This window comes from Ktedonobacter robiniae (assembly GCF_016587375.1).
Classification (GTDB): domain Bacteria; phylum Chloroflexota; class Ktedonobacteria; order Ktedonobacterales; family Ktedonobacteraceae; genus Ktedonobacter; species Ktedonobacter robiniae.
This window is the reverse complement of sequence record NZ_BNJG01000001.1, coordinates 2,718,206-2,742,752: the sequence shown is the minus strand read 5'-3', so window position 1 is coordinate 2,742,752 and position 24,547 is coordinate 2,718,206. Positions and strand designations below refer to the sequence as shown.

General features: G+C 54.8%; 21 protein-coding genes. 7 read left to right on the top strand and 14 right to left on the bottom strand.

The genetic code is table 11. The annotated features are described in order from the left end of the window. Positions 1 to 112: 112 nt before the first annotated feature. Positions 113 to 2,278, bottom strand: a complete 2,166-nt coding sequence (locus JMJ04_RS11535) for a tetratricopeptide repeat protein (RefSeq protein WP_201370634.1) — start codon at positions 2,276 to 2,278, stop codon at positions 113 to 115. A gap of 290 nt (positions 2,279 to 2,568) precedes the next feature. On the opposite strand from JMJ04_RS11535, the gene fmt reads away from it, so the two are divergent. Then, entirely contained in the window at positions 2,569 to 3,546 is a 978-nt protein-coding gene (fmt, locus tag JMJ04_RS11530) for a methionyl-tRNA formyltransferase (protein WP_201370633.1), read from the top strand. Positions 3,547 to 3,638: 92 nt separating this feature from the next. Here the strand turns inward: fmt and JMJ04_RS11525 are convergent, their stop codons facing one another. The 8 genes from JMJ04_RS11525 to alaS form a co-directional block, all read right to left on the bottom strand. Further along, the gene (locus JMJ04_RS11525; RefSeq protein ID WP_201370632.1) at positions 3,639 to 4,550 is read right to left on the bottom strand and encodes an undecaprenyl-diphosphate phosphatase; all 912 of its coding nucleotides are present in this window, start codon (positions 4,548 to 4,550) and stop codon (positions 3,639 to 3,641) included. Between the two features lie 217 nt (positions 4,551 to 4,767). Beyond that, the gene (gene mltG / locus JMJ04_RS11520) at positions 4,768 to 5,898 is read right to left on the bottom strand and encodes an endolytic transglycosylase MltG (RefSeq protein ID WP_201370631.1); all 1,131 of its coding nucleotides are present in this window, start codon (positions 5,896 to 5,898) and stop codon (positions 4,768 to 4,770) included. Continuing rightward, positions 5,895 to 6,377 carry a Holliday junction resolvase RuvX gene (gene ruvX / locus JMJ04_RS11515; protein WP_201370630.1) on the bottom strand — a complete coding sequence of 161 codons (483 nt, stop codon included), beginning with the start codon at positions 6,375 to 6,377 and terminating at the stop codon, positions 5,895 to 5,897. Before ruvX ends, mltG begins: the two co-directional genes overlap by 4 nt. Positions 6,378 to 6,632: 255 nt before the next feature. After that, positions 6,633 to 9,311, bottom strand: coding sequence for a baseplate J/gp47 family protein (locus JMJ04_RS11510; protein ID WP_201370629.1), 2,679 nt, complete (start codon positions 9,309 to 9,311; stop codon positions 6,633 to 6,635). 245 nt (positions 9,312 to 9,556) lie between these two features. Beyond that, positions 9,557 to 9,970 (bottom strand): hypothetical protein, encoded by a 414-nt coding sequence (locus tag JMJ04_RS11505; RefSeq protein ID WP_201370628.1) that lies wholly within the window; start codon positions 9,968 to 9,970, stop codon positions 9,557 to 9,559. A 2-nt stretch (positions 9,971 to 9,972) separates the two neighbouring features. Next, the gene (locus tag JMJ04_RS11500) at positions 9,973 to 10,446 is read right to left on the bottom strand and encodes a cell division protein FtsA (RefSeq protein ID WP_201370627.1); all 474 of its coding nucleotides are present in this window, start codon (positions 10,444 to 10,446) and stop codon (positions 9,973 to 9,975) included. Then, positions 10,446 to 10,898: an acetate and sugar kinases/Hsc70/actin family protein gene (locus JMJ04_RS11495; protein WP_201370626.1), complete on the bottom strand. Its 453-nt coding sequence runs from the start codon at positions 10,896 to 10,898 to the stop codon at positions 10,446 to 10,448. Before JMJ04_RS11495 ends, JMJ04_RS11500 begins: the two co-directional genes overlap by 1 nt. A 258-nt stretch (positions 10,899 to 11,156) precedes the next feature. Next, on the bottom strand, positions 11,157 to 13,799 hold the full coding sequence (gene alaS, locus JMJ04_RS11490; RefSeq protein ID WP_201370625.1) for an alanine--tRNA ligase: 2,643 nt from the start codon (positions 13,797 to 13,799) through the stop codon (positions 11,157 to 11,159). Positions 13,800 to 14,144: 345 nt separating this feature from the next. Here alaS and JMJ04_RS11485 point away from each other — a divergent pair, with 345 nt between their 5' ends. From JMJ04_RS11485 to JMJ04_RS11475, 3 genes are all read left to right on the top strand, one after another. Further along, positions 14,145 to 14,744 (top strand): AAA family ATPase, encoded by a 600-nt coding sequence (locus tag JMJ04_RS11485; RefSeq protein ID WP_201370624.1) that lies wholly within the window; start codon positions 14,145 to 14,147, stop codon positions 14,742 to 14,744. 112 nt (positions 14,745 to 14,856) lie between these two features. Next, positions 14,857 to 15,336 (top strand): YggT family protein, encoded by a 480-nt coding sequence (locus JMJ04_RS11480; RefSeq protein ID WP_201370623.1) that lies wholly within the window; start codon positions 14,857 to 14,859, stop codon positions 15,334 to 15,336. Positions 15,337 to 15,456: 120 nt separating this feature from the next. Further along, the gene (locus tag JMJ04_RS11475; RefSeq protein WP_201370622.1) at positions 15,457 to 16,428 is read left to right on the top strand and encodes an HAD family hydrolase; all 972 of its coding nucleotides are present in this window, start codon (positions 15,457 to 15,459) and stop codon (positions 16,426 to 16,428) included. Positions 16,429 to 16,448: 20 nt separating this feature from the next. On the opposite strand, the gene JMJ04_RS11470 is transcribed toward JMJ04_RS11475, so the two are convergent. Continuing rightward, positions 16,449 to 17,324 carry a metallophosphoesterase gene (locus tag JMJ04_RS11470; protein WP_201370621.1) on the bottom strand — a complete coding sequence of 292 codons (876 nt, stop codon included), beginning with the start codon at positions 17,322 to 17,324 and terminating at the stop codon, positions 16,449 to 16,451. A 287-nt stretch (positions 17,325 to 17,611) separates the two neighbouring features. On the opposite strand from JMJ04_RS11470, the gene JMJ04_RS11465 reads away from it, so the two are divergent. Continuing rightward, the gene (locus tag JMJ04_RS11465; protein WP_201370620.1) at positions 17,612 to 18,361 is read left to right on the top strand and encodes an SDR family NAD(P)-dependent oxidoreductase; all 750 of its coding nucleotides are present in this window, start codon (positions 17,612 to 17,614) and stop codon (positions 18,359 to 18,361) included. Between the two features lie 61 nt (positions 18,362 to 18,422). Here JMJ04_RS11465 and JMJ04_RS11460 read toward each other — a convergent pair whose 3' ends face one another. Beyond that, positions 18,423 to 18,917 (bottom strand): helix-turn-helix domain-containing protein, encoded by a 495-nt coding sequence (locus JMJ04_RS11460; RefSeq protein WP_201370619.1) that lies wholly within the window; start codon positions 18,915 to 18,917, stop codon positions 18,423 to 18,425. Between the two features lie 332 nt (positions 18,918 to 19,249). Here JMJ04_RS11460 and JMJ04_RS11455 point away from each other — a divergent pair, with 332 nt between their 5' ends. Further along, positions 19,250 to 20,452, top strand: coding sequence for a sensor histidine kinase (locus JMJ04_RS11455; protein ID WP_201370618.1), 1,203 nt, complete (start codon positions 19,250 to 19,252; stop codon positions 20,450 to 20,452). Positions 20,453 to 20,540: 88 nt separating this feature from the next. Here JMJ04_RS11455 and rsmD read toward each other — a convergent pair whose 3' ends face one another. Then, positions 20,541 to 21,125 (bottom strand): 16S rRNA (guanine(966)-N(2))-methyltransferase RsmD, encoded by a 585-nt coding sequence (gene rsmD / locus JMJ04_RS11450; RefSeq protein ID WP_201370617.1) that lies wholly within the window; start codon positions 21,123 to 21,125, stop codon positions 20,541 to 20,543. After that, positions 21,106 to 22,428, bottom strand: coding sequence for a hypothetical protein (locus tag JMJ04_RS11445; protein WP_201370616.1), 1,323 nt, complete (start codon positions 22,426 to 22,428; stop codon positions 21,106 to 21,108). Before JMJ04_RS11445 ends, rsmD begins: the two co-directional genes overlap by 20 nt. A 413-nt stretch (positions 22,429 to 22,841) precedes the next feature. On the opposite strand from JMJ04_RS11445, the gene JMJ04_RS11440 reads away from it, so the two are divergent. After that, the gene (locus tag JMJ04_RS11440; RefSeq protein ID WP_201370615.1) at positions 22,842 to 23,534 is read left to right on the top strand and encodes a class I SAM-dependent methyltransferase; all 693 of its coding nucleotides are present in this window, start codon (positions 22,842 to 22,844) and stop codon (positions 23,532 to 23,534) included. A 216-nt stretch (positions 23,535 to 23,750) separates the two neighbouring features. On the opposite strand, the gene JMJ04_RS11435 is transcribed toward JMJ04_RS11440, so the two are convergent. Continuing rightward, positions 23,751 to 24,329, bottom strand: a complete 579-nt coding sequence (locus JMJ04_RS11435) for a general stress protein (protein WP_201370614.1) — start codon at positions 24,327 to 24,329, stop codon at positions 23,751 to 23,753. Between the last annotated feature and the right edge of the window lie 218 nt (positions 24,330 to 24,547).

The following is a 24,547-nucleotide window of genomic DNA, read 5'->3' as shown; positions in this document are numbered from 1 at the left end:
TTAGGCAGTAATTGACGGGCAACCGGCACAAGCCTGGCAACTGGCAACCAGCCTACCCCTACTTTAGCGAGCAAAAGAACCCTTGTCAAATTTTCTCAGCTTCCACTCAGGTTTAGATATTGAGGAGAACGAAGCGTGAGAACACCTCTTGTTGGAGTTCCAACGCCTCCTGGCAGAGGTGCTGATAGTGCTCAGGACCCAGCTTTGTTTCAATGGCGTGGAGAAACTTCTCTAGAGAGACTACCGCTGGATCATGGATGCGCTGACGCAGACTTAGTGCGGCGAGCAGAATGGCAATCCCTTCGCGCACCTGCTTCTGCTGATAGAGCAGCATACCCAGGTTCGTCAAAATCATCCCTTTATTCAGGGACGAGGACTCATCAGTTAACTTCAAAGCATCTACATAGTAGTTGCACGCCAGCTCAAAATCCCTGGCAGAATGATAGAGCAAGCCCAGGTTATGGTAGATGGCGCACTGCAATTGCTGATCCTTCACCTGCTCGTTAAGCACATGTGCCTGCTCAAAGCTCGCGTACGACTGCTCTAAATCGCCATGCAGGCGCAGCATCTCGCCCTGGTTTACCAGGGTCGCGATGGTTCCCTGCTGGTCTCCCATCTGTTTCTGGATCTCCAGCGCCTGGCTAAAGAAGCTTATGCTCTGTTGATAATCGCCCAGGCGCCCATACAGCATGCCATTATAACTGGCGACTAGGCCCTGATCCTGGCGTGCAATGACGCCCAGAGGGGGTAGCAGGGTCGTATACAGCCCGATCAGCGTATTCCAGGCCCCGAGTTGCACCATCATCTCATGCAAGTGTTCGGCGAAAATGAGGTCGCACGCACGCTGCCAGCGCCAGGCCAGGCAGTAATGGCGCGCGGCCGCGATAAATGGCTCGACATCGCCAAGCGTCTGTCGCTGCTCCTGGGGGGGAGCCGTCTCATGAGCCAAATGCAGGTAGTAGGCAGCGGCCTGCATGTGCGCCTGCGAGAGGGCCGCCTGCAAGGAGTCGTTCTGCTGAGGGGTATCATCGAAGTTGGGAGCCAGGCGCAAACCCGTTGCACTGGTACTGCCAGCCGTGCGCTGCTCGGGAGTATCGAGATAATGCTCCACGCCGTAGTGACGCAGCAGCGGGTGCAGTATGAAGAGTGGCATGCGCTCCGCCGAACGTTCTAAGTTATACGTCCGCTGGACCAGCGAGTAATGCACAAGCATATTCAGCTCATGCTCAAACACGGTCATCGTCTGTCCACCAAAAGCCTTCTCACCCGTAATTGTCGTCAGAATTCCGGACAAAGGCACAGACTCGTGATAGAGACAGAGCGCGTGCATAAGCTGAGCCTGAATGGGATTAAGAAAGTGGTACACGGCGGCGCACAGGTGCGAGGTCACATCGCCCGCCCACATAGGCTGATAATCGTCTGAGTTCAGGAAATAGCTCAGCGATATACCACTCAGGTTGAGCAAGGCGCCAAAGAGGGCCAGGGCAAACACATGGCCACTACAGCGCTGCCAGACCAGGGAGAGCTCTTCAGGAGAGCCACGCACCCCCCGCTGTTGCAACAGGGCTATTCCCTCCGGGATGCTGATACGCGAGATCAGGCAGGAGCGTACGCGTGTATTCTCGGCATATTCATCAAAAGGTGAGCTATAGCTCGTCAGCAGCAGGCGACTGGCGCCCAGGTCCTGCTGTAAGAGAGCGAGAAAGAGGGGAAGCGCGCCCCGAGCCGCCACTCCCGGCTGAATATCGTCGGGGTAGAGCAGCGCCTCAAACTGGTCGAGCACAACGAGGGCATTCTTGCGCGGATCGCGCAAGGCATCCAATAAACGCTGCATCTGTTGCTCTGGTTTGAGCAGAAAGAGGCCGGGGTCACCTGCATCGATACCATTCAATATGGCCGCGAGCATATCTGGGACTGTGGTGTAGGGGCTAATCTCAAGCCAGACCAGGCGCGAGGGCGCGGGCTGACCAGCATTACGCGCTTGCAGCAGACGCTGAAAAAGAAGGGCAGCCAGGGTAGACTTCCCTGCTCCAGGATTACCAGTCACGATCACAGAACTCGTGTTTGGATCCATCAACATACGCTGAAGAGTCGTTACTTCATCAACGCGCTGCATGATATGCTGTGCATCTGTGGGAGGCGGCATAGTCGCGTTAATGCCAAAGGGCAACTGGGATGGCTGGTGCTGCCGCATGGCCGCGAAATCACGCGGGGTATGGGGTGTAGCCGATGGCGCAATCTGACCCTGAGGCTGTTGCAATGAGTACTCATTATTCACGGGCGGCTCCATAAAAATAGGTGACGCTTCCTCCCACGCTAGAAACGACAAAATACTAATGATGAGTCAAATGCAAATATAGCATAACCCTATCAACGGATAAGAGTGATAAAATAGCCTGAATATGCTACTATAAGAGAGTCTTTCTTGCATGCCAGAAGTGGCACACGGGAAAACAGGACTGTACATACCGCCACAACATGACCTTAGCGACGCTAAACACAACAAGATACATACCATAATACAAGGATAAACGCTATCTAGCAAGAGTTGTAGTAGAGGGGTAAGACTTGTTACGCATCATCTATATGGGAACACCACAATTTGCTGTCCCTGCCCTGGAAGCCTTAATCCAGCATTCAAAGCCAGGAGCGCTTCTCCCTGAAGGTTACGAGATCGTGACCGTTATCACCCGGCCTGATAAACCAGCCGGGCGCGGACGCGGCATCGTCTACTCCCCCGTAAAACAGACCGCCGTAGAGCATGATCTGCCCGTATGGCAGCCAGGCTCTTTTAAGAAGGCCGAAAATAGTGAGGCGCTCGCCGCTTACAAGGCCGATCTCTACATTGTGGCCGCCTTCGGGCAGATTCTACCACAAAATGTGCTGGATCAGCCACGCTATGGAACGCTCAACGTCCATGCCTCGCTCCTCCCCAAGTATCGAGGAGCCGACCCTATCGCTGAATGTATTCTCCAGGGCGATGCTGAGAGCGGCGTCTCCATTATGCTCCTGGACGCGGGTATCGATACTGGCCCCGTCCTGCTCAGGCGCACGCTGACCCTGGCTGAAGACGAGACCACGGGAACACTCACCCCCAGACTCGCAGACCTGGGGGCAGAGGCGCTTTTAGAGGCCCTTCCGCTCTGGATTCAGGGAAAAATCACGCCTGAGCCCCAGGATGAGGAGCACGCGACGCATACACGTATGCTGAAGAAAGAGGATGGCCGTATCCAGTGGGAACGCTCGGCGGGCGCCATCTCACGCCAGGTTCGCGCCTACCAGCCATGGCCCAGCGCCTACACCACGTGGAAAGGCAAGCTGCTCAAGATTCTGACAGCCCGTCCTCTGGATCGCCAGCCCGCTACAGCGGTCGCGCCGGGTACTGCCCTCGTTCGTGAGCATGCCGGACAGAAGGTACTGGTGGTCGCGACCGGCTCGGGCCTCTTACAGGTACAACGCCTACAGCTAGAGGGAAAAAAGGCCATGACCACTGAAGAATTTCTCCGTGGCTATAGCCAGATCTCAGAACAGCCATTCGGCAACTAGAGTGGGACGACGCTGCTAAAGCACGCGTCTACATATCGCGCCTTGATATGTAGACGCGTGCTTTAGCAGCGTCGTGCAGCTTTAATCCTTTTTTATGCCCGCCCTGGCAGGACGGTAAAGAACAGGATCAGCATAATGAGGCCAGCTCCCATGCAGTAATAGGCAAAGGGATCAAGACGGCCAGTCTCAAAGTACTTGAGCAGGAATCTGGTGCTCACGAAGGCCGCGATCCCAGAGAGGACTGCGCCAAAGAGCACCATCAGCAGTGTCGAGACTGGTAGGTGCAGCAGTTTGGGCACCTCTAGAACCGATGCCGCTAGAATGACTGGTGTCCCCAACAAGAAGGAGAAGCGCGCGGCATCCTCATGCGTTAGGCGCACAGAGAGGCCCCCCACAATTGTCATGCCAGAGCGCGAAAAGCCTGGAATCAAGGCCAGGGCCTGCGCAGCTCCGACCGCCAGGGCCTCTTTGAAGGAGAGCGAGTCCAGGTGGCGAAACTGCTTCTCACGCTCGCGTGGCGGCAAGGCGGAAAACGTTGCAGCAGATCTGCGCCGCATGGCCTCGCCCAGGAACAGAACCGCGCCATTGAGTACCAGAAACGCAGCGGCGAGCAGGGGTGAGGCGAAAACACGCTTGAGTGTATGCTCTAGCAGGAGACCCAGGAGGCCAGCGGGAATGGTACCAACAATGATCAGCCAGCTTACCCACTCTGGTGTGCCTTTACGTACGCTCTTCCAATCTTTGGCTGTCACCACCAGCGTCCTGCCTACCTGCAACCAGTCGCGCCAGAAATAGAGTAAGAGAGCGATGCTTGTCCCCAGGTGCAGCGCCGTGATCAAAGGGACAAAACAGCTCTCACCACCACATGCCGTGTCGGTCGTCATATTGCCCCAGCCCAGCAGGCCCGGCACAAGAACTGTATGCCCCAGACTGCTAATCGGAAATAACTCAGTTACGCCTTGCAATAGCGCCAGAACAATCGTCTGCCAGATTGTTATATTCATAAATAACTATATCTCTCTCATTGTTGTAATTGTAAACACATCCGCCGCATTGTAGAGTCCAAGTTAACTTGGACTTCTCATTTGGGAAGACGCTGTATACCCAGTAGGGACCAGCCTTGGGAAGCGCCTCACGTGAGGGCATCCTCTCTTTCGGTGACTTATCTGGACAAAGTTTCCCAGTGAAACTGAGAGGCCATGCTAGCATGGCCTCTTCAGCTTAGCCGCCATATTGGGACTCCAGTTGCTGGAACTCCGCGAATGTCTTCGCAAAATGCGATTTGCCATCTTTATCCGCGATAAAGTAGTAGTAGTCGGTCTGTTTGGGATTGGCAACGGCCTTCATACTGGCCAGGCCAGGGCTACAAATGGGCGTGGGAGGCAGGCCCGCCGTATTATAGGTATTGTACGGGCTATTAGAGGCCGTATCTCCTCCGACCGTATTGAGCGGCAGCCAGTACTTCGCAGGCGTTTGATCGCTATCACGGGCGTACTGAACCGTGGGATCGGCCTGTAGCTTCCCATTGGTCTCGTCATTAGGCCGGTAGATGCGGTTCCAGTAGACGCTGCCTACATCCTCGCGATCAGAGGCATGGCCCGTCTCGCGTTCGACGACGGCGGCCAGATTCACCATATCATACAGACTCATCTTATGCTGCTGAGCCAGCGCCTCCAGGTTATTCTGTTTTACGACGTCGTTCATAGTTGTCAGCATCAAGCCGATAGCGTCGCCCGCATCAGATTTGAGGTCGACCTGGTAGCTGGCAGGAAAAAGGAAACCCTCCATCCCTTTCCCATTCGGGATCGATTTTAAGATGGGGTACTTATCCCGCGCGGACATTTTGTACTTGCCCTGCACATAAGCATCAAAGGCATTGATATCTCTGGCATACTTCAGGAAGTCGTCCTTCTTAAAATTCGAGAGCGTGGGTTGCGCTTGCGCATAGGCATTGGCGACCTGTTCGAGGCGCCAGCCTTCAGGCAAGACGACTGCGACAGCGTCCGGCTGGGCCCGCAAGAGTTGGTTGATAATCGAGTCTACCGTCATATCAGGTGTCAGCTTTTTATACACGCCTGCCTGCAACTGATTATCCAGGCCGCGCACACGCGCCCAGATGCGAAAGACGAGCGCATTGCGAATCAAACCCTTGTTTTGCAGGTCGTTGGCGATTTCAGCCGTGCTCTCGCCCGGGCGAATTTCCAGGGCCACCGTTTTGTTATTCTTGGAGTCTGCCGGTTGAAAAACAGAGGTAAAAGTATTCCATGCCACGAGACTGACGACAAATATCACCACCGCAACCATCAGCACTGAGATAAGACCAGCACGTGATTTCTTCGGTCGTTTCATCATTCGTATTCCTCTTTTGTGCTACTCCTTTGTGCATCCAGGTACTCCTGGAGAAATACGGCCGCCGCCAGGGCATCAATCTCATGTCCTGGACGTCGACGTTTCCCCTGAGAGCGCTGACGCCCGCCGGTATGCTTCGACTTTCTTCCCCCCTGCTGTGTGCGTAGGCGTTCGGCCTCTACCGTTGAGAGGCGCTCATCCCAGAAGGTCACCGGAACGGCGATATGGGCTTTTAAACGCTCTACAAAGGCCATGATTCGCTCACCCTGGGCATGTATCTGACCATCCAGGCTCACTGGTAGTCCAACTACCAGGCCCTCTGCATCGGTCTCTGCGATCAGTCGCTCAATCGCATCCCAGGTCTGCGCCTCATCCCGAGTAACATATATAGTGGTATACGGTGAAGCCAGAAAACCAGTTGCGTCACACGCTGCAACTCCTATTCTGGCCTCGCCTACGTCTAATGCGAGCAATCTCCCCATGAACGTCCCCTTCCCAAAAATTGTACGAACACCACCAACCTACCAGACCCTCTTTATTGCATTCTAGCGAACCTGGCTTCGCTTTGTCTACTTTCACCCAAGATTTACCACCAGGAGACTCGCAAAAGTCATCTCCTCACTTCCACCTCAGCTCGCTGCGCGAGCCTTTGAGGTAAGGGGGTCATACGAAAAATGCCGGACTAGCTTTGACTGGCCCGGCAGCGATGGGAGAGTCATTCGCTTCAGGTAAGTTGCTCAGGAGTTTGCTGGCACCAGGTGGACATGAATATTTGGCTGCCAGAACGTCACCCAGAAGACAAACGATGGGGTGGAGGAGATCTGGACCTCTTTTACATTGTAGTGTTGATAGCTATGCAACACCTCGGCACGCGCGTTGGTCGCCGATTTCCCCAGCACCAGGTGCTGTACAGTCTCGGGTTTGATTGAGGGCGTGGTGTTTACCTGGGCGGTAAAGTTGAGCGTCAGGTGCTCTCCTGTGCCACTTGTCGAGAGTTTTTGAATTTGAATGGAGGGGGCCGCATCGGCAGTTACGATGTAGTCCTTAAAGTTCTGCTCCTGCTGCAAGGACACATTCAGTGGATCGACACTTGCCTTCTGGATATCGCTGCCAGAGATAAGCAGTGCCGTCAAGGTCACATGTAGATTCGCGGTAAAAGAGTTATTCTCTACCACCTGGTCAACTTTGGGGGCATCGGTTAAGGTGCTCTGGAGATCAGGCTTCCCCACGATATCCTGTGGCGACTTCTTCTGCTGCGTCAACCAGTTCTGGATATCCGCGCTCAAGGCGTCCTGTAGCTTCTGCTTCAGAGCATCCAGGTCTCCCTGAGTGACCACGGTAGCCTTGCCAGCACCGCCACCTGTCATGCGGTCCGCGTTGGTAAAGGTTAGCTTTACCTGGTCAGGCGAGGAGAGATGACTCGCCCGGGCGATCTCGCTCTTGCTATTATCGGGGAGTATGGTGATGGTCTTAGCGCCCACATTCCCGCTCGTCCCAGGCTTCTGCGCCTGCACAGGTACATCCACAGGGTTCGCGCCACCACCTTGAGGCGTAACCACAGCCTCCGCGGTTGTCACAAACTGAATGCCATCACTCTGCGTCTCTAATACCGTCCCGGAGGGAATGGTAATATTAGCGCTCCCATTATTGGTGAATGTGATGCTGCCGGTAGCCACCTGATTATCAATAAGCTTCTGGCCGGTTGCCGTGCCAATGCCATTCTGTGTGAAGTCCCGTGAGAGGCGCTGTGCCGGAACACTTGCGCTCGTGGCTTGCGCGAGGCGTGGCCCAACCACACCCGGACCATTGGGAACCGCGGCCAGTGTGAGCGCATGGCTATAACTACGTCCCGCAAAGGTAATCGTCACATCTGTGCTCGGCACAAAAAAGGCCAGCAAACCAACCACTAGAAACGCCAGTAAGATACCGGCTGCCACCAGGAAGCCTCCCCTGGCCCCGCGCCTACGCTCCTGATAAGAGCGGCGACTGACACGGCTATGAGGTGCCTGCCTGGATGGTCGTTGTGACGCCTGGCTGCTACGCGAAGCTGGTTTTACCTGATTGGGATGCTCCTGTATCCCGCTCGCGGGCCGTACCGCGCGCGAATGCACCGGAGTCAACTCGCGGCTTAAACGCTGGGCGGGCGCCTGGGCGGCGGGACGTGGTGGCATAATTTGTGTTGGCTGCTCCTCCACATCCGGTGCCTCATACTCATCCTGGTCCCCCTCCAGAGGGGTTCGGCCGGGCATGGGACGCTTTGAGCTTTTCTGCAATGGCACTGAACGTCGATCACGGCGCGCCGCGGGCAGTGAAGGAGGCGTAAGCTCATCAATTTCGTCATCCGACTCCATCTCCTGTTGGCGGGCAGGCGGAAAGGCGTCATCACTGCCCATGTCACCCAGGTCTTCAATCTCGCCATCCACGATAATACCGGGCTGGGTCGATGGCCCACCATGTACAGGAGTCTCGGGAATGGGATGCATTCCACTCTCAAGCTGATCTATCGTTACCGCGCCTCGTTGCTCGGCACGTGGTGGCGGCGGTAACTCATCATCAAAATACGCGAAAGGATCGGAGAGAATGGCATCCGCGACAGTTGGCGAGAGAGGGGGCGTTGTATAGCTCGGCTTCGCCTCATCGGGGGTGCGCTGCGAGGCGGCTAGCCTGGCGTTGCCCTCGGACTCCTTTGCTTGTGCACGTGGTTGATCTTGCATGGCAGATCGCCGAATACTCTGAGCCTGGTTATAGTCTTCGAGTAGCAGATCGGCCTCGTCATCATCCAGTTCCTGGGGAGGCAGCGAGTGAATTGAAGGACGGCTCTGCCCCTCATAAACATAGGGCGCCTCGAACTTACGCGCAGGCGTCTCCTCAACTGGACGCTTCTGTTCTTCAAAGCTTCCATCAAATTGGGAGTGTTTGCTGGGTAGCTCTTTCTGACCTGGCTCAAAGGTTTCGGAGACTGGCTGAATGTAAGGAGAAGGAGAGAGGGGCAGGGGAGAGGGGGGAGCAGACCTCCAGCGTTCGGACGAACGTTCTAACTGACGAGACCGGCGAGGCCCCAGGCTACGTCCCTCAGGGGACTTACGAGAGGAGCCTCGTCCTCGACCGCCCGGGGCCGAGCGCCCCGGGCGACTATTCTGGCGAGGATCGCTGGGCTGGGCCTCGAGTGATTGAGCCACCTTAAACTTCACCGCCTGGGCCACCGAACGCACCTGAGGATCAGAGCTTACAATGACCACATCCTTCCCCATCTCCCGTGCTCGTGCATGCAGTAACTTCCAGGCCACATGACTACGCAACTGCGTCTGCGCCGGTATTACCATGGTCACACGCCGCGATTCAACACGCTGCAGGCGCTCACGTACACTGGTTAAATCGTCTTCAGGACCAATATAAATTGTTTGCTCATCACTCATAAGCCCAGATTCTCCCCATCAATAACGGATCCACACGAATTTCGGGCTGTGCAGCTTAATTATAGCGTAGTATCACATCCCTGTGTCTCTCATATAATAACGTATGATAGTGCCAGTTCCGCTCTCCCGATGCATTTTCTGCCCATTTTCAAGCATCTTCCGATCCGAAAACCCTGAGCGCGCAGCGCTAGACACGTAAGTGGCGCTAGATTCCGGAATAAGATCTATATGCTAGAGAATATGTATCACATGCGCATCGCGTCTAGAACACGATACAGGGTTTGTTCCAGCATTGAATCATCGTTCTCTAATTCGACGGCCTGGTATGCCAGAGCCATAGGCGTAATATCCTGGGCGCTACGCAACATACTCTCGGGATCAGTAATATGTCCCACCATCTCTGGTTGCACAGTGCGGATGATTGGATGCCGCGAGAAGGGCAGGCGCTCTATCCAGGGAAAGGCTTCAAGCTTCTGAAACAGATCTAAAAGCCCCGAGCCACCACCGACGACATAAATGGCTGGTGGCAATAACTCCTCCTTGGCAAGCTCTTCGAGCAAGAGTTCGACACTATCCATCCAGGTCTGACAATCGGGTTCGAGAATAGCCCGCATCTCCTCATAGGCCTCGCCTGTAATCTCTCCCCGGCTATAACTCAATTTCAGGCGCTCGGCCTCGCGAATCGAGATGCTTTTACTTGTGGCAATGCGACGCGTAAACGAGCGCCCCCCAGGGCAAACATACGCGTCTCCTCGATGCCTCCCTGCCGTACCAGGGCGATATCGGTCGTACCGCCGCCAATATCAATAAAGATGGCGCCACTATCGGCTCCAGCATTCGTGCTCAAACAACGTGCCAGGGCGTAGGGTTCAGCCACAATCGCCAGCAGAGTAAGATCCAGCCCCTGGGCCACCGCCTCCAGTGCGCCCAATTGCATTAGTGGCGCAAAGGCGCTAAAGAGCGTCAGCGAGAAGTAGCGACCGGGAAAGCCAATAGGATTGGATACGGCCTGCCCATCAATACGCACCGAGACGACGGCGGTATTGGTTAGACGAACCTCGATATTATGGTAACCCGTTTCCGCGGCAATACGCTCCTTGGCGCTCTTCAATAATTTATTCTGCGCACTAGCCATTAGCGCTTCCAGCTCATCCGCTGTGATCGGACGTGCCGGTTGCTGCCGATTCTTACTGACCGTTGTCGAGCTACCCTTGACCAGTTCGCCTGCGATACCAATGATCGCGGAAGGCGCGATAACCCCCCTGCCGCTTGCTCCGCCTTGAGCAGAGCCTTGTTACAGTTGGCGATAACGCCGGGAATATCGGTTACAATACCATCCGACATATGTGTATAGCTTTGAGGATGGTGTCCCACGCCTAGAACCTCAGCGCTATCCCCATGGACCTCGATAATCATAGCCTTGGCATAGGCGGTACCAATATCTAACGCTGTAAAGAGCTGACGCTCAGAGCTCGAACCCACAGGCTCGAGTTCAACCTCATACTCTTCTTCATCTAGTTCGGGATAATACCCATTCTCTTCGTGTCCTCTGCCAAACAAATTGCGCAGACGTTGAAAGAGATTCATATGCGTGTCTTCCCTGATTTCATTCTTTCTTTGTTTCACAGGTGATGGGGTCCACCTACATTCGCCAGAAACAGCGCGCTGACTACCGCTCTCATCGCCATATACGCTCAGAGTGTCATGCACCGTCGCCTCAAAAACGAAAGTGCATGACGTGTACGTTATAACACAAAGAACGTACTTCTGGCAAAGTTACTACCTCTCGAAAACCTGAGCGCGCAGCGCTAGCCACGACAGTGGCATTGGTTTTCGTATAAGGAGCTACTGTAGATTCTCTCGCACGAACTGCGTTACCAACTCTAAAGCGGCGCCCAACTCAGCCTTGTTCTTGCCACCACCCTGCGCGACGTCTGGGCGACCACCGCCCTTGCCGCCAAGCTTCTGGCCGACGGCAGCAGCGATTTTCCCAGCGTGCAGGCCACGCTTCGTCAAGGATGGCTCGACATTTACCTGAAGAGCGATGCGCTCCTCCAGAGGTGCGGCGAGAACCACCACGTGTGGCTGCTTTAATTTTGAACGCATCATCTCGCCCATTTCGCGCAAGACTTTGTCGTCAGGCACATCCACGCTGGTCGCGATGATGGTTACACCAGACTGCTCCTGCCCCTGTGAGACCAGGGTTTCCACCTGGCGTACCGCGTTCTCGCGCTGGAACTGCGCCACCTGCTTACGCAACGTGCTCAGCTCATGCTGCATCTGCTCCACACGCGCTTCAAGCGTGTCGGTCTGTACCTGCAAGCGGGCGGCGAGCGAGTCAACCAGGGCGCTGCGACGGCGCAGGTAGGCTTCAGCAGCCCGTCCAGTTAAGGCTTCAATACGGCGGATGCCCGCGGCAACGCTCGTCTCCTGCACGGTCAGGTAGAGGCCAATCTGGCCTGTTGAGGCGCAATGCGTACCACCACACAGCTCGGTACTACTGCCCATCGAGACGACACGCACGAGGTCATCGTACTTCTCGCCGAAGAGCGCCATCGCGCCTGTGGCAAGTGCCTCTTGAATAGGCATGATAGTAGTATCAACGGGATAATCGGCGCGAATCCAACGATTCACCTGCGCATCGATCTGAGCAAGCTCATCTGTAGTCAATCCGCGCTGGCTGCTGAAGTCGAAGCGCAAGCGCTCAGGTTCCACCAGCGATCCCCGCTGCTCCACCTGTGTCCCAAGTAAATCACGTAACGCCTTATGTAAAAGATGCGTGGCGCTGTGATTACGCATGGTATCTTCACGGCGCTGACTCATCACTTCGGCCTGGACGCTATCACCGACGCGCAGGTAGCCCTCGGCGATTTCGCCATAATGCACATAGAGTCCTTTTACCGGGCGGCGTGTATCGTGTACTTTAAACACGCCCGCCTGGGCCAGAAGGTCTCCACGATCACCAATTTGACCACCGCTCTCGGCATAGAAGGGGGTCGCATCCAGGATCGCCAGGGCTTGCTGAGGCGCGCTAATGCTCTCGACCTCTTTGCCATCCACAAATAAGGCCACAACCTTACCCGTGCCGGTGATGCCCTGGTAGCCAGTGAACTTCGTCGGACCAACGCGCTGGAGCACCTCGTCGAGGTTGGTCTCGTGGTCGGCCTGCGCAAAGTTGCTAGCTGCGCGGCTGCGCTCCTGCTGCTGCTGCATGGCCAGCTCAAAGCCTGCTGCATCAATGGTAAAACCTTGCTCAGAGGCGATCTCCTGCGTCAGCTCAACCGGGAAACCGTGGCTATCATAGAGCTTGAAGACTTCGTTGCCTGGAATGACCGAAATCTCTTTCTGGCGCAGGTCGCTTAAGAGGCTCGTCAGCAACTGCAAGCCCGTGTTGAGGGTCTGGCTAAACTTTTTCTCCTCCAGGCTCAACACGTCGACAATGCGGTCGCGCTGCGTGCGCAGTTCGGTGTAATAGTCACCCATGAGCTTGATGACGGTGTCTGCGGCAATGGAGAGGAAGGGCTGATCCAGTCCTAGCAGCTTACCATGGCGCACCGCGCGGCGCAAGACGCGGCGGAAGATATAGCCGCGCCCCTCGTTGCTAGGTAGCACACCATCGGCAGCCAGGAAGACCAGGGCACGTGCATGATCGGCGATGACACGCAATGAGGTATCGACACGCGTCTCCTGCCCATAGACCTTGCCTGTAAGCTGGGCAAAGTGATCGATAATGGCGCGGAAGATGTCGGTATCAAAGACCGACTCTTTCCCCTGCACAACCATTGAGAGGCGCTCCAGACCCATGCCGGTATCGATATTCGTCTTGGGCAGCGGCGTGCGAACCCCATCGCGATCCTGGAAAAACTGCATAAAGACCAGGTTCCAGATCTCAAGGAAACGCTCGCACTCACAGCCCGGTTTACAATCGGCACGTCCACAGCCATGCTCAACGCCACGATCATAGTAGATCTCAGAGTCTGGGCCACACGGACCCGACGCTCCTGGAGGACCCCACCAGTTATCCTCCAGGCGTACAATAGCCTCATCAGGATAACCTGCAATCTCATTCCAGTAGCGTGGTGCCTCGTCATCCTCTGGATGGACCGTTGGATGCAGGCGCTGGGCGGGCAACTTGATCACCTGAGTCAGGAACTCCCAGGCGAAGGTGATGGCCTCGCGCTTGAAGTAATCGCCAACCGAGAAGTTACCCAGCATCTCGAAGAAGGTCAACGTGCGCTCATTGCCCACGATATCGATATCAGTTGTGCGGAAACACTTCTGAGACGAGGTCAGACGTGATCCTGGAGGCGTCTCGCGCCCCAGGAAGTAGGGGATCATCTGCTGCATGCCCGCGGTAGTCAGCATCACCGTCGGATCATTGCGTGGAACCAGGGATGAGCTGGGCACCTTGACGTGGCCTTTGCTCGCGAAGTAATCTAAAAAACGCGCACGAATTTCCGTGCTGGTAAGAGCGATCTCTACAGACACAACAACCTCCTCAGCGTATGGGAGCGTCTCTTGCGATAAAGACACATAGAGTGTATGGTTTCAGGTGGCCTGGAATGCCCAGGCGGGGCGTCATTACCGTTACCATAATATTACGGTATAAGATGCACCAACCTGTATTCGTTTCTGCACACAAAGAGACAGACGCAATAGATAAGAGCCGGTTTTATCATCAAAATGCTGTTAACAACAACATTTGTGTGAGTGTTTGTTAGTATACAATGAAACACAAAAGCTGCATATGACCTTACGTTCCACCTTTTCATCTGTTTCTTAAAAAGGCGTATATATGCATGCGCATTATATCAAAGGAGAAGAAGCATCGCAATGGACACAGCAAGCTCTCAGCAGCGGCTACGGCCGCTCTATATTACGCTGCCACAGCGAACATTAATCGTGCTCTGTGGCCCGGCTGGTGCCGGAAAAAGCACCTTTGCGCGCAACCTCGTTCACGCTAACCAGCATGCTGGCTTCGCGCCAACCATGATTATTTCATCTGACTATTGCCGCAGCGTAATCTTCGATGACGAGGCCAGCCAGCAGGCCAATCGTGAAGCCTTCGATCTCTTTCATTTTATTATCGCCAAACGTATGCGCCAAAACCGCACGACCATCGCCGATAGCACGGCCATCTCCTGGGACGCCCGGCGCAACCTGCTTGAACTGGCGCACCGCTACAATTATCAGACCTGTCTCTTCGTCTTCAATATCACACCCGACATCTGCCTACGCCATGAACAACAACGGCAGCGACGCGTGGGAGCAGACGTGATCAACTATCACTTTGGCCAGTTACAACAGGTACTACTCAACAGTCCCCAGGAAGGCTGGGACCAGATATACCAGCTTGACGAGGAGGATATCAATCACTCAGCAGCTAATATCCAGCTTCATGTTCTCCCTTTCACGCCCACACCTGAGGCCTAAGTCTGTATTTTCTTGTTGCGCGTGCTATGTATAGGAAACCTATGGTACAATATAAGTGAGAGCATCCAGCATTATTATTTTCTGACTGTAGGCAGAAGTGTGAGCAAGAAGCATGTTTCGTCGTAACTATCGGGAAGCCTATGAGCGCATGCGCAACACCCCACATTTCAACCAGAATACATATAACGCCTCCACCACAGAGCCGTGGTGGCCTGATTCGACTGCTCCAGTGCCTCCACAGTATCTCTCCAACCTGCCGTGGCACCGGCGTGCCCTCTATAGTATAGGGCGCTTTTGTGCCGCCCTCATTCGCAAGCTCAACCAGTTGCTTGGCTTCCTGCTCTGGATGTTGACGCTGCTCCTGGCTGCGCGCTTCCTCTTCACCCTCTTTGGACTGACCCATAGCCTCTTCTCACAGTGGATCTTCGCCGCTAGCGCACCCTTTATGTTTCCCTTCGAACGCTTCATGCCCATCTCACACTACAGCGGCTACGCCATTGATGGCTCCATCCTGGTCGCCATCTTTATCTACTGGCTCGGCGTCTTCCTGGTGCGCCGCTTCCTCAAACTCCTGGTCACACGCCCTGCATAGCACACAAGAATGTTTAAGGGTCCCACTTCTCAGACCTGTCGTCTTATAACTTGCTATAATGGGAGAGATAATTTACACAGATTCTCTGACCAAAGACCTGAGAGGAAGGGCCTTTACCGCATGAGCAAGCCGGGCATCTGGCGACGACCGGGACTACAATTCCCCCCTGACTTTGATAGCATCTTTTTCGATGTTGATGGCATCTTAATTCATACGCTCGAATCTTTCCATGCCACGGATATCGCCACCGCCGAATACATAGTCGGCACACTGCATGGACTGGACTGGGGGCAGCATGAAGGGAAAGCCCTGCTGACCTCCATGGATGTGGATATCTTCAAGCAGGCAGGTGGCTATAACAATGACTGGGATATGTGCTACCTGCTCGCTTCGCTCTACACGGCGAAGTTGCGCGAATGGCGAGGCACCGAGCTGGCCGAACGCAGCAATGCACAATGGGCCGCCCTCTCACGCGAGGCCAACCTGCATGGACATGGAGGACGCACCTGGGTTGAGGAGACCATTCCCGCCCGCGCCCGCGCCGACTATGCAATTATTGGCGACATTTATCACGAATACTATTGGGGCGGCGAGGGCATGCGTAAATATTACGGCCAGGAGATGCGCTACCTCCCTAGTGACTTCGCGGGACTCTACCACCGGGAGCATATGCTCTACCAGCCCGATTTCTTTCAACGCCTGCGCGCCGCTGGTATAAAGCATATGGGCATGATCACCGGGCGCGTTGGACCCGAGGTGGAAAGCGCGCTTGAGCGCATGGAGGCCTATAGCGGTGAGCGCTGGTGGGAGGTCGTTATTCCGGCGGATATCTGCCCCAAGCCTAATCCCCAGGCCCTGCGTATGGCCATTGAGCGCACGGGCGCACGCGCTGGCCTCTTTATCGGCGATACCGCCGACGACCATGACTTCGTGCGCAAGTATATGCAAGGCCGAACACCCGGCGAACCCATAATCATTGGCGCGATGAGCGTCAATCCCGCTGAGGTCGACCTCTACAAACAGCGTGGCGCGGAGATCATCGTCCCCTCAGTCGAGGACCTGCTGGATATCCTCCCCGAAGCCGTGAAATAAGAGTATGTAGTTTGTGCATATTATTGCACACAGCAGGTAATCATAGTAATTTCTGGGCGGCAATTCAGACGCACCTGGGGTGGCTTCATCCCCAGGCCACGCGTGGTATATTGCCACATCTCGCCCACGCGGTAGAGGCCACAGGAGTACTTGCGGCCCAACGGCGGCAGCCTGAGCGCGCCCAACCATGGAAGGCGTACCTGCCCGCCATGCGAATGACCCGAGAGTTGGAGATCAAAACGTTGCGCTTTGGCGGCTACATCGGCGAAGTCTGGCTCATGCACAAGTAGGATAGCCGCGCCCTGCTCAGGTATCTTGCGTACGACAGCCTGAAACTTCTCCTGGTAGGAGACAGTGCGCGGCACAGAAGGCACCTTCCGTTGCTGAAAGAGATCCGCCAGCCCCACGATATGCAGCATCTGGCCCGCCCGCTCAAGCGAAAATACCATCTCGGTGGCGTCATGAATACCATACTCCGTGAAGAGGGCACGTAAATACGTGGGGCCCTGTGTTCCCACCCGGTGATCATGATTGCCCAGGACCGCGAAGACGCCATCACGCGCCTGGAGAAAACGCAGCGCTTTCAACGCCTCCAGGGCAGGTGGCTCGTACACTGAGAGAAAGTCGCCTGTAATGACCACCATATCGGGGTACTGCTGGTTAACCGTCTGCACAATCTCTTGCAAGCGGGCATAATCCATCCAGGTAGTATCGGCATGGATATCGCTAATGTGAGCGATCCGGTAGCCAGCAAAAGCACTGTCCAGGCGTGGCAACGCCAGCGAGAACTCGTTTACCTCCAGCCAGGATGGCTCAATGCGACGCGCATAATAGTTCATGCCACCAATAGCTCCCAGAGCTCCAACCAGAACCGCACCCGCCGCTTTCCATTCCATATTTTCTGTCTTCCTTTTCCTTGGCTTCCTGCTATGCTCTTCATACAGGCTCCTGGCCCACTTTGCATTCAGTGGATATTATAGCGCTGCCTGGCGCTGAGAGAAAAGGCCCGACGCTGCTGAAGCACGCGTCTACATATCGCGCCTTGATATGTAGACGCGTGCTTCAGCAGCGTCGGGCCACCTCACGGCTTTCTATATACTAAGAAAAACAGGCACTACTCGCTCCACGGACTCAACTTCAACCGCTACACTTGTCTTGAACATCGATAAAGGAGCATGCAGTAATGGCCAGAACCGCGATCATTACAGGCGGTATCAAAGGGCTAGGGAAGGCGATTGCGTTGCATATGGCACGTGAAGGATATCACCTGGTACTCAGCTATCACTCAGATGACGTGGCAGCTCAGGAAACCTACCAGGAATGCCATGTGCTTACCCCACAGGTGCTGGTAATACGTTCCAATGTCGCCAATACCCACGATGTTGAGAATCTTTTTCATGTCGCCAGCAGCCAGTTTGGAAGCATCGATGTCCTGATCAATAACGCGGGACTGAATATCGATAAACCAGTGCTGGAGCTAAGCGAAGAGGACTGGGATCATGTCGTAGATACTAACATGAAGGGGACCTTTCTCTGCTCCCAATGCGCCGCGCGCTACATGCTCCATCAGGAAGCAGGTGGCTACATTATTAACCTGGGGGCCACAACCGGCATCACGGGACGAAAAAATGGCCTGAACTATTGCGCCTCCAAGGCTGGTATCCTGACGATGACCAAATGTCTGGCCCTGGAACTGGCGCCAAAAATTCACGTCAACTGCATCCTGCCTGGCTTCATCCAGACCCAGGAGGTTGAGGAACGCTATGGGACGAGGGATCCTCAACGCCTCAAAAAGATTGAGCAGAGCATCCCCCTCAAGCGCATCGGCCAGCCTGAAGAGATAGCCCAGGCCGTTGATTTTCTGCTCTCACCTGGCGCCGACTTTATTCACGGGCAGAAGCTCATCGTGGATGGCGGAGGATTTATGTACTAAGAAAATAGTGTTGAGCCTGGCGAGCTTTGCCCGCCAGGCTCAACACTATTTTCTTAGTACACTATAGTTCAGCCTGGCGCTGCTGAGCGTCATCAATCAGGCCCACCAGATACTGAAGCTTCTTGATCGTATGCTCAACATTGCGCTTGTTGCGCTCGTAGCCATCGGGGGCCAGTTGCTTAAACCAGGTCTGAATATCCTCTTCGGAGATGTCAAACCACTTGGCATCAGCCTGCAAACGCAGATAGACACGCATCTGCGGGTCCTGCTTCTTACGCACCGGGGCCTGGGGCGCCTCGCCTGCGCTCTCGCGCTCATCGGCCTCGACTGCCGCCGCAAGCTCAGCCTCGGGATGCAACTCATTGTAAAGCGCCTGGATATCTGCCGCGCGGAAGAAGGACTCGCGTCCCACGCCTCGCTTTGGCTTGATACGCCCATCCTTGATCCACTGTTCCAGGGTAATGCGATCAATCCCCAGCATACGTGCCGCCTCGCCCGCATCGATAAAGGCAAAACGCCCACCGGGACCTCCCGGCCCTCCAGGTTTATTTAACATAGCTCTTTATTCCTCCATAGTATCTGCAAATCATGAATTTTATGGCTTCTCTCCCCAATTATAGCGCACACCACGACCCAGAGAACCTGTCCAATAGGGCAAGCAATTCATAATAATATATACATTTGTAACACAAGAGAAAATAAAATAAGCTAAATTGTAAACCAAAAGTAATTTACCATGGAAAATCATATTTCCCGCATGTTAATATATTTCTATGCATACCTCTTCTCTATCTTGTTTACCCATGTACAAGATATTTTTGCAGATTCTGTAAATTGCGCATGGCATGTGCTAGTTGTCAATATGTGGATTGCGGAGGATTAGTCATCATGTGGAGTCACCTGCTTACCTCCTGGCCGCGCCTCTTCTTACGTCTCCCCTTAGCGCTGAAATTATGTATTTGTGGAGTTTGCTTTATTGCTTGTACGACCATCTATTACTGGACCCTGCCCTTTACGCACACCGGGTATATTCTCGCGGTCCCAATGCTGCTCTCCTCCTGGACCTTCAACAGGTACGGAGCATTCTGCGTCTTTGTCTGCAACATTGGCGTCTTGATCCTCTATAACCAGTTCATCTACCACCTGGCACCACTGACGCCGACCTATCTCTACTCTCTGCTGGGAAGTGTTGTGGTCTTGCTTATTGAGGGTTACCTGATGTGTACGCTACGCAGTATGCTCGACACCACAGAAGAGGCACAGCGGCGCGCAGAGGAAGCACAAAAACAGGGGCACAACGCCTATGAGCGCCAGCGCCAACTCAACCAGCTCAAGAACCAGTTCATTATCAACGTTAATCACGAGTTGCGCACCCCCCTCTCAGCGGCATATGGCTATATAGAAATGCTCGCACACCTGCTGGAGCAGACCGGCCATCTGACACGCGACCTCCACGGGGTCTATCTCAGGAATGCACTCAACTACTGCGACGAGCTGCGCCGCCTCGTCAACAACGTACTGGATACCATGGCTATCGCGAATAATAGAGGTGACCTGGTGGTAGAGAATCTACAACTCTATCGTATTGTGTATGACATGGTCGCCCAATTTGAAATGCTTTACCAATGTCATAACCAGGTGTATACCAGGATCTCACGTCACCTCTTTGTCAGTGGGAATGCTCATTGCATACGTCATATTCTCTACAACCTGCTCTCCAACGCCTTCAAATACTCTCCCAACATGAGTCCCATCCTTATTGAAGCGGGCACTGATGGGGAACAGGTTCGCATCACCGTCAGCGATAGAGGGGCAGGCATCCCTCCACAAGAGCAGGCCATGCTCTTCGAGCAATTTGCGCGCCTGCCACAAGACCTGGCGGGACCAACACGTGGCAGCGGCCTGGGCCTGTATATCAGCAAGCACCTGGTCGAAGCCATGCATGGAAAGATCTGGGTAGAGAGCCAGGGGATACCGGGCATAGGGAGCCAGTTCCACTTTACGCTTCCCGGCATTGTGAAGATGCAGCAGCAGTTTACACCTGCGCCTCAGACGCCCATACCGGCACCTGGTCCCGCGATGCTCAATTAGGTCTCGCGCCCGTGGTGCTCGCAATAATAAGAGAGTGTAGTATGGCCCTGGCAGCCTTCGGCTGCCAGGGCCATACTACACTCTCTTATTACGCTTCTTCAGCGCCGGGAACACGGTAAAACATCAAGAGGGTGCTGCCATAGCGTCGCTCGTCGACGAGTGTGAGACGCTGACAGATGACTGCGGCAACTCCGGGTCGCTCTTTGGGATGGATCTGCACAATCACCAGGCCATCATCAGGAACCAGGGACGAATGGTCCAGCATCTCCAGTGCACGCGCCGCCATCTCCTGGTATTGAGGAGGCGCGACGTAGACAATGTCATAGGGTTTTGGCGCGGCTCCAGGTGCTGCACCAGCCTGGAGAAACTTAAAGGCGTCTCCCCGTACCGTCTCCGCCCGGTTGATCAGGCCCGTCAATTGCAGGTTCTCGCGCAGGATACGAAATACCTGGGGATTGAGTTCCAGAAAGGTCGCGTGGGCAGCCCCCCGACTGAGGGCCTCAATACCAACATTGCCAACACCACCAAATAGATCCAGGAAGCGTGTACCCTGGACCTCGCCAGACAGGATATCAAAGAGCGCCGTTTTGACGCGATCCAGGATGGGTCGAGTGTCAATCGTTTTAGGTGACTTGAGCCGTTTGCCTTTCGCCTCACCGGTTACCACGCGCATATTTTTCCTCCTCCAACAGGTGTAAGACGGCCTCGACCTCGGGTATAAAGTTATCTTCCTTAGCCCACGAAATCAAAGCTTCGTTTTGATCTACCTTCAATTTTTTCTGTATGGTTATTCCCCAAACGCCCGCGAGCAAGGCCTGCAACTGCTCTTTGCTAATCTGCGAACCCACCAGTATATTGAGGACCTTCAAGCGATCTGGACTCGCAGCCGTCGCGCCCTGCATCTCACGAAACGCGTGCAGTTTATCAGAAGCCACGTCCAGGATCGCCTGAGGGAACATTGGCTCCTCGCCCTCCTCCAGGTCAACCAGGCCATCGAGATCTTCAGGCTCAACCTCCTCATCAAAGGCTCTCGCCTGGCGTGAGGCAGCCTGGCGCGTCCCATTCAGGGGAACCACATTCGTGGGCAGAGTGGTATGATTGTTACCATTTACCTGGGGAGCCGCAATAACTGGTCGCGTCGGCTGATCAGCAACAGCTTCCCGCTTGGCAGCTTCAATTTGCTTCTGAGGAGCAGGCTGTGCCTCGGCCTGCCTGGGCTGCGGCCTCTGCTCATTCTGTGCCTCCGCTGAAGAAGCCTGATATGGTCTTTCATTGCCCGTTGCCGAGGCCGTGGTCTGCGTAGATTGATTGGCCGAATGCTGCTTATCATCGCCGCCACTGTCAGCATCCCGCAATTCACGCAACCGTGCAATTGCTGAGCGTCGATTAATGTTGGAGAGGGAGCGCACATTCAACTGCTTCATAGCTTCATGCGGCTCAATCCCCCAGGTCTCTTTAATATAGTGGATAAAATCTGGCAGCGACATATCGCCACCGAGATCACCAGTCACCTTCGGGACCGAGGGGAGGCTAACCCCGCTATGCTGGCGCGGCACTGGCACCTGTGCCTCTTCGACAGGGGCAGCACTCTCGCGCACCTTAGGTGTGGGCTGAGTCGGCTGCGTACTCGTCTGCGGAGCAGGCACAGAGGCTGGTTTCTGTGGTGGAGCCGCAGGGCGCCCACCAGCTGGCGCCCCCTGAGGAGCAGGCGTACTCACCCTGGGGATACCTGGAGCATTCCCTGGAGCGCCACTCGGGATGGTACGAGATACACGTTTCTCTATGCGACTTATTAACTGATTCATACCCTGCTCGGCCTCGTTCAACAGCTGCTCGCGCTCCTGATCGCTCGCCCCCAGCGGCATAGGGATACCCATCTCAAGCGTATGCCTGCGCCCTCCGCTCTCAAATTCAGTCGCATAGCGCAACCAGATATGCCTGCTGTCTCCTTCCAGTTTCGCCTTCTGGCCATCCATAAGACACTTTCTCCTCTTTGCTGTTCTGCCCACTCTTATGCCGACAATGTGTTCACGCCTACCCTTCCAATTCTACACAATCCGCGGCGAAACACAAAATAGTCATCGTCCTATGCCCCGAGGACACAAAAATTGGAACTAGTGTACGTGTCTTATTATAGCAAAAACTGATCTCATGTACACTCTTTCCTCATCCTTCTTTCAAGGCCTTTATAAAAGTCACCCCTTCCCTTTCTTTGATTAGTAAACTGCATGTGGATGTTTTTGGCGAGATGTCTCGCGCCTGCGGCACACACCATCCACATATAGGGTCCATTTAGCTCTCGCTTGCCTGGTAAATGCAGAATATGATACAACGATAACAGGCTTACCAGCAGGCGCCTTTAAATCCAAATAGAAACGGATGCACATATATGACGCTAGATGAACAGCAGGCACGGGAAAAAGCCCAGCATCTCTATGATACCTATACCAGCCGGGGTGATGTACTGAATTATTTCTCAACGCTCTATCAGCAAGCCCAGGGGGACGCCTCAGCCATTCCCTGGGCGGACCAGCAAGTAAATACGCACTTCAAGGACTGGGCCGAACGCCAGCAACTCCAGGGAAACAACAGGCGAGCGCTCGTCGTTGGTTGTGGCCTGGGAGATGACGCCGAGTACCTGGCGAGCCTGGGCTTTCAGGTCACCGCCTTCGATATCGCGCCAGAGGCTATTGAATGGAGCAAACGGCGCTTCCCCGAGACCCAAGTCCACTACGAGGCAGCAAACCTCTTCGCCCTACCACAAGCATGGCAGCAAACCTTCGACTTCATTCTAGAGATATATACTATTCAGACCCTTCCTCACGAACTGAGGTCCCGCGCCATGGAATGCATCAGCCTCTGCCTGGCTCCCGATGGCAACCTGCTCGTGATCTGCCGTGGCACAGAGAACGAGGAACGCGACGGTAAAATCCCCTCTCCCCTGAGCCGGCAAAGCCTCTCAGTCTTCCAGTCCTGCGGCCTGCAAGAGGTCGCCTTCGACGACTTTTACGACCAGGAAGAGCCCCCCAGGCGCCGCTTCCGCATCCACTATCACCTATCCAACACCCCAAGCAACTCATAGCACACCAGGCCTGCCTGAACATTCAGACCTTACCAACAACCAATAGGTAATAAATGCGCTATGATAGCTGCACCAGCTCGGCCAGTGCAGCTATCATAGCGCATTTATTACTCCGCCCATTTCAACGTCAACTCGCCAGGTGAGCAACTATTTGACCGAGACTAAAACGCTTTAGAAGAGAGCGAGTTCTTGCTTTCTTCTAAAGCGTTCTTCATGCTAGGACTGGGCTTCAGGCGGATTATTCTCACCGGTGTTCAGAGGGCCGGAGACTCCATGTGGACGGATGGGCGGCGTCGTATTGATCACACCTGTTTTTGTCGCGGCATCATAGGACCCATTGGCACGCATAATCGCTAACGCATCGTCATAGCTGGCCTCACCGGCCGTCTTGACCGTGACAACAGTGTGACCTGCTGCGATTTCTTGCTGGTAGAAGCGTGCATCCTTCTCGGGAATACCAATACGTACAAACGAGCCAATTAGGCCACCGGCCGCTGCGCCCAGCGCGGCACCACCCAGGGTTGCCACCAGGACACCACCCGCGATGGCTGGGCCAATCCCTGGAATCAACAATGTCGCCACGGCCCCCAGTACGCCACCTAACACACCACCCTCCACCATACCGGTAGCTGTATTGACAGCGGTCGCCTCTGAAAGCCCCTCCAGGCGAGCATGCGCCAGATAGCCAATCTCATCATCGGTAAAGCCCGCGTGCCGCAGCGCTTCAATAGCGTTCCTGGCCTGCTCTTTATCCGCGAAAACACCGACAGCGATTGTCTTCTGCACCATTGCCATAGCCAGACCTCCTTTCACAACAAGAGAGGTGGTTGGTCAGCGAAATTGAATGCATTCTTGCCAGTTAACTCGAATTAACTCAGAGCACGTTCTCAGCCTTATTTACTTCCACAAAAAAGACCTGTGTGTCACTTGCATGATACACGGGAGAAGGGAAAAACGAGTTTCAGCGACTCATCCCATCATATATAGACATGTGCGTTGAGTTGCGTCGTTCC

What these genes read in the sequence shown, in the direction of transcription:
- JMJ04_RS11475 (WP_201370622.1), top strand. Translation starts at nt 15,457, where the DNA reads ATGAGCAAGCCGGGCATCTGGCGACGACCGGGACTACAATTCCCCCCT.
- JMJ04_RS11440 (WP_201370615.1), top strand. Translation starts at nt 22,842, where the DNA reads ATGACGCTAGATGAACAGCAGGCACGGGAAAAAGCCCAGCATCTCTAT.
- JMJ04_RS11485 (WP_201370624.1), top strand. Translation starts at nt 14,145, where the DNA reads ATGGACACAGCAAGCTCTCAGCAGCGGCTACGGCCGCTCTATATTACG.
- JMJ04_RS11460 (WP_201370619.1), bottom strand. Translation starts at nt 18,917, where the DNA reads ATGTTAAATAAACCTGGAGGGCCGGGAGGTCCCGGTGGGCGTTTTGCC.
- JMJ04_RS11455 (WP_201370618.1), top strand. Translation starts at nt 19,250, where the DNA reads ATGTGGAGTCACCTGCTTACCTCCTGGCCGCGCCTCTTCTTACGTCTC.
- JMJ04_RS11470 (WP_201370621.1), bottom strand. Translation starts at nt 17,324, where the DNA reads ATGGAATGGAAAGCGGCGGGTGCGGTTCTGGTTGGAGCTCTGGGAGCT.
- JMJ04_RS11500 (WP_201370627.1), bottom strand. Translation starts at nt 10,446, where the DNA reads ATGGCTAGTGCGCAGAATAAATTATTGAAGAGCGCCAAGGAGCGTATT.
- JMJ04_RS11480 (WP_201370623.1), top strand. Translation starts at nt 14,857, where the DNA reads ATGTTTCGTCGTAACTATCGGGAAGCCTATGAGCGCATGCGCAACACC.
- ruvX (WP_201370630.1), bottom strand. Translation starts at nt 6,377, where the DNA reads ATGGGGAGATTGCTCGCATTAGACGTAGGCGAGGCCAGAATAGGAGTT.
- JMJ04_RS11525 (WP_201370632.1), bottom strand. Translation starts at nt 4,550, where the DNA reads ATGAATATAACAATCTGGCAGACGATTGTTCTGGCGCTATTGCAAGGC.
- JMJ04_RS11495 (WP_201370626.1), bottom strand. Translation starts at nt 10,898, where the DNA reads ATGAATCTCTTTCAACGTCTGCGCAATTTGTTTGGCAGAGGACACGAA.
- rsmD (WP_201370617.1), bottom strand. Translation starts at nt 21,125, where the DNA reads ATGCGCGTGGTAACCGGTGAGGCGAAAGGCAAACGGCTCAAGTCACCT.
- JMJ04_RS11510 (WP_201370629.1), bottom strand. Translation starts at nt 9,311, where the DNA reads ATGAGTGATGAGCAAACAATTTATATTGGTCCTGAAGACGATTTAACC.
- JMJ04_RS11465 (WP_201370620.1), top strand. Translation starts at nt 17,612, where the DNA reads ATGGCCAGAACCGCGATCATTACAGGCGGTATCAAAGGGCTAGGGAAG.
- JMJ04_RS11445 (WP_201370616.1), bottom strand. Translation starts at nt 22,428, where the DNA reads ATGGATGGCCAGAAGGCGAAACTGGAAGGAGACAGCAGGCATATCTGG.
- JMJ04_RS11435 (WP_201370614.1), bottom strand. Translation starts at nt 24,329, where the DNA reads ATGGCAATGGTGCAGAAGACAATCGCTGTCGGTGTTTTCGCGGATAAA.
- mltG (WP_201370631.1), bottom strand. Translation starts at nt 5,898, where the DNA reads ATGATGAAACGACCGAAGAAATCACGTGCTGGTCTTATCTCAGTGCTG.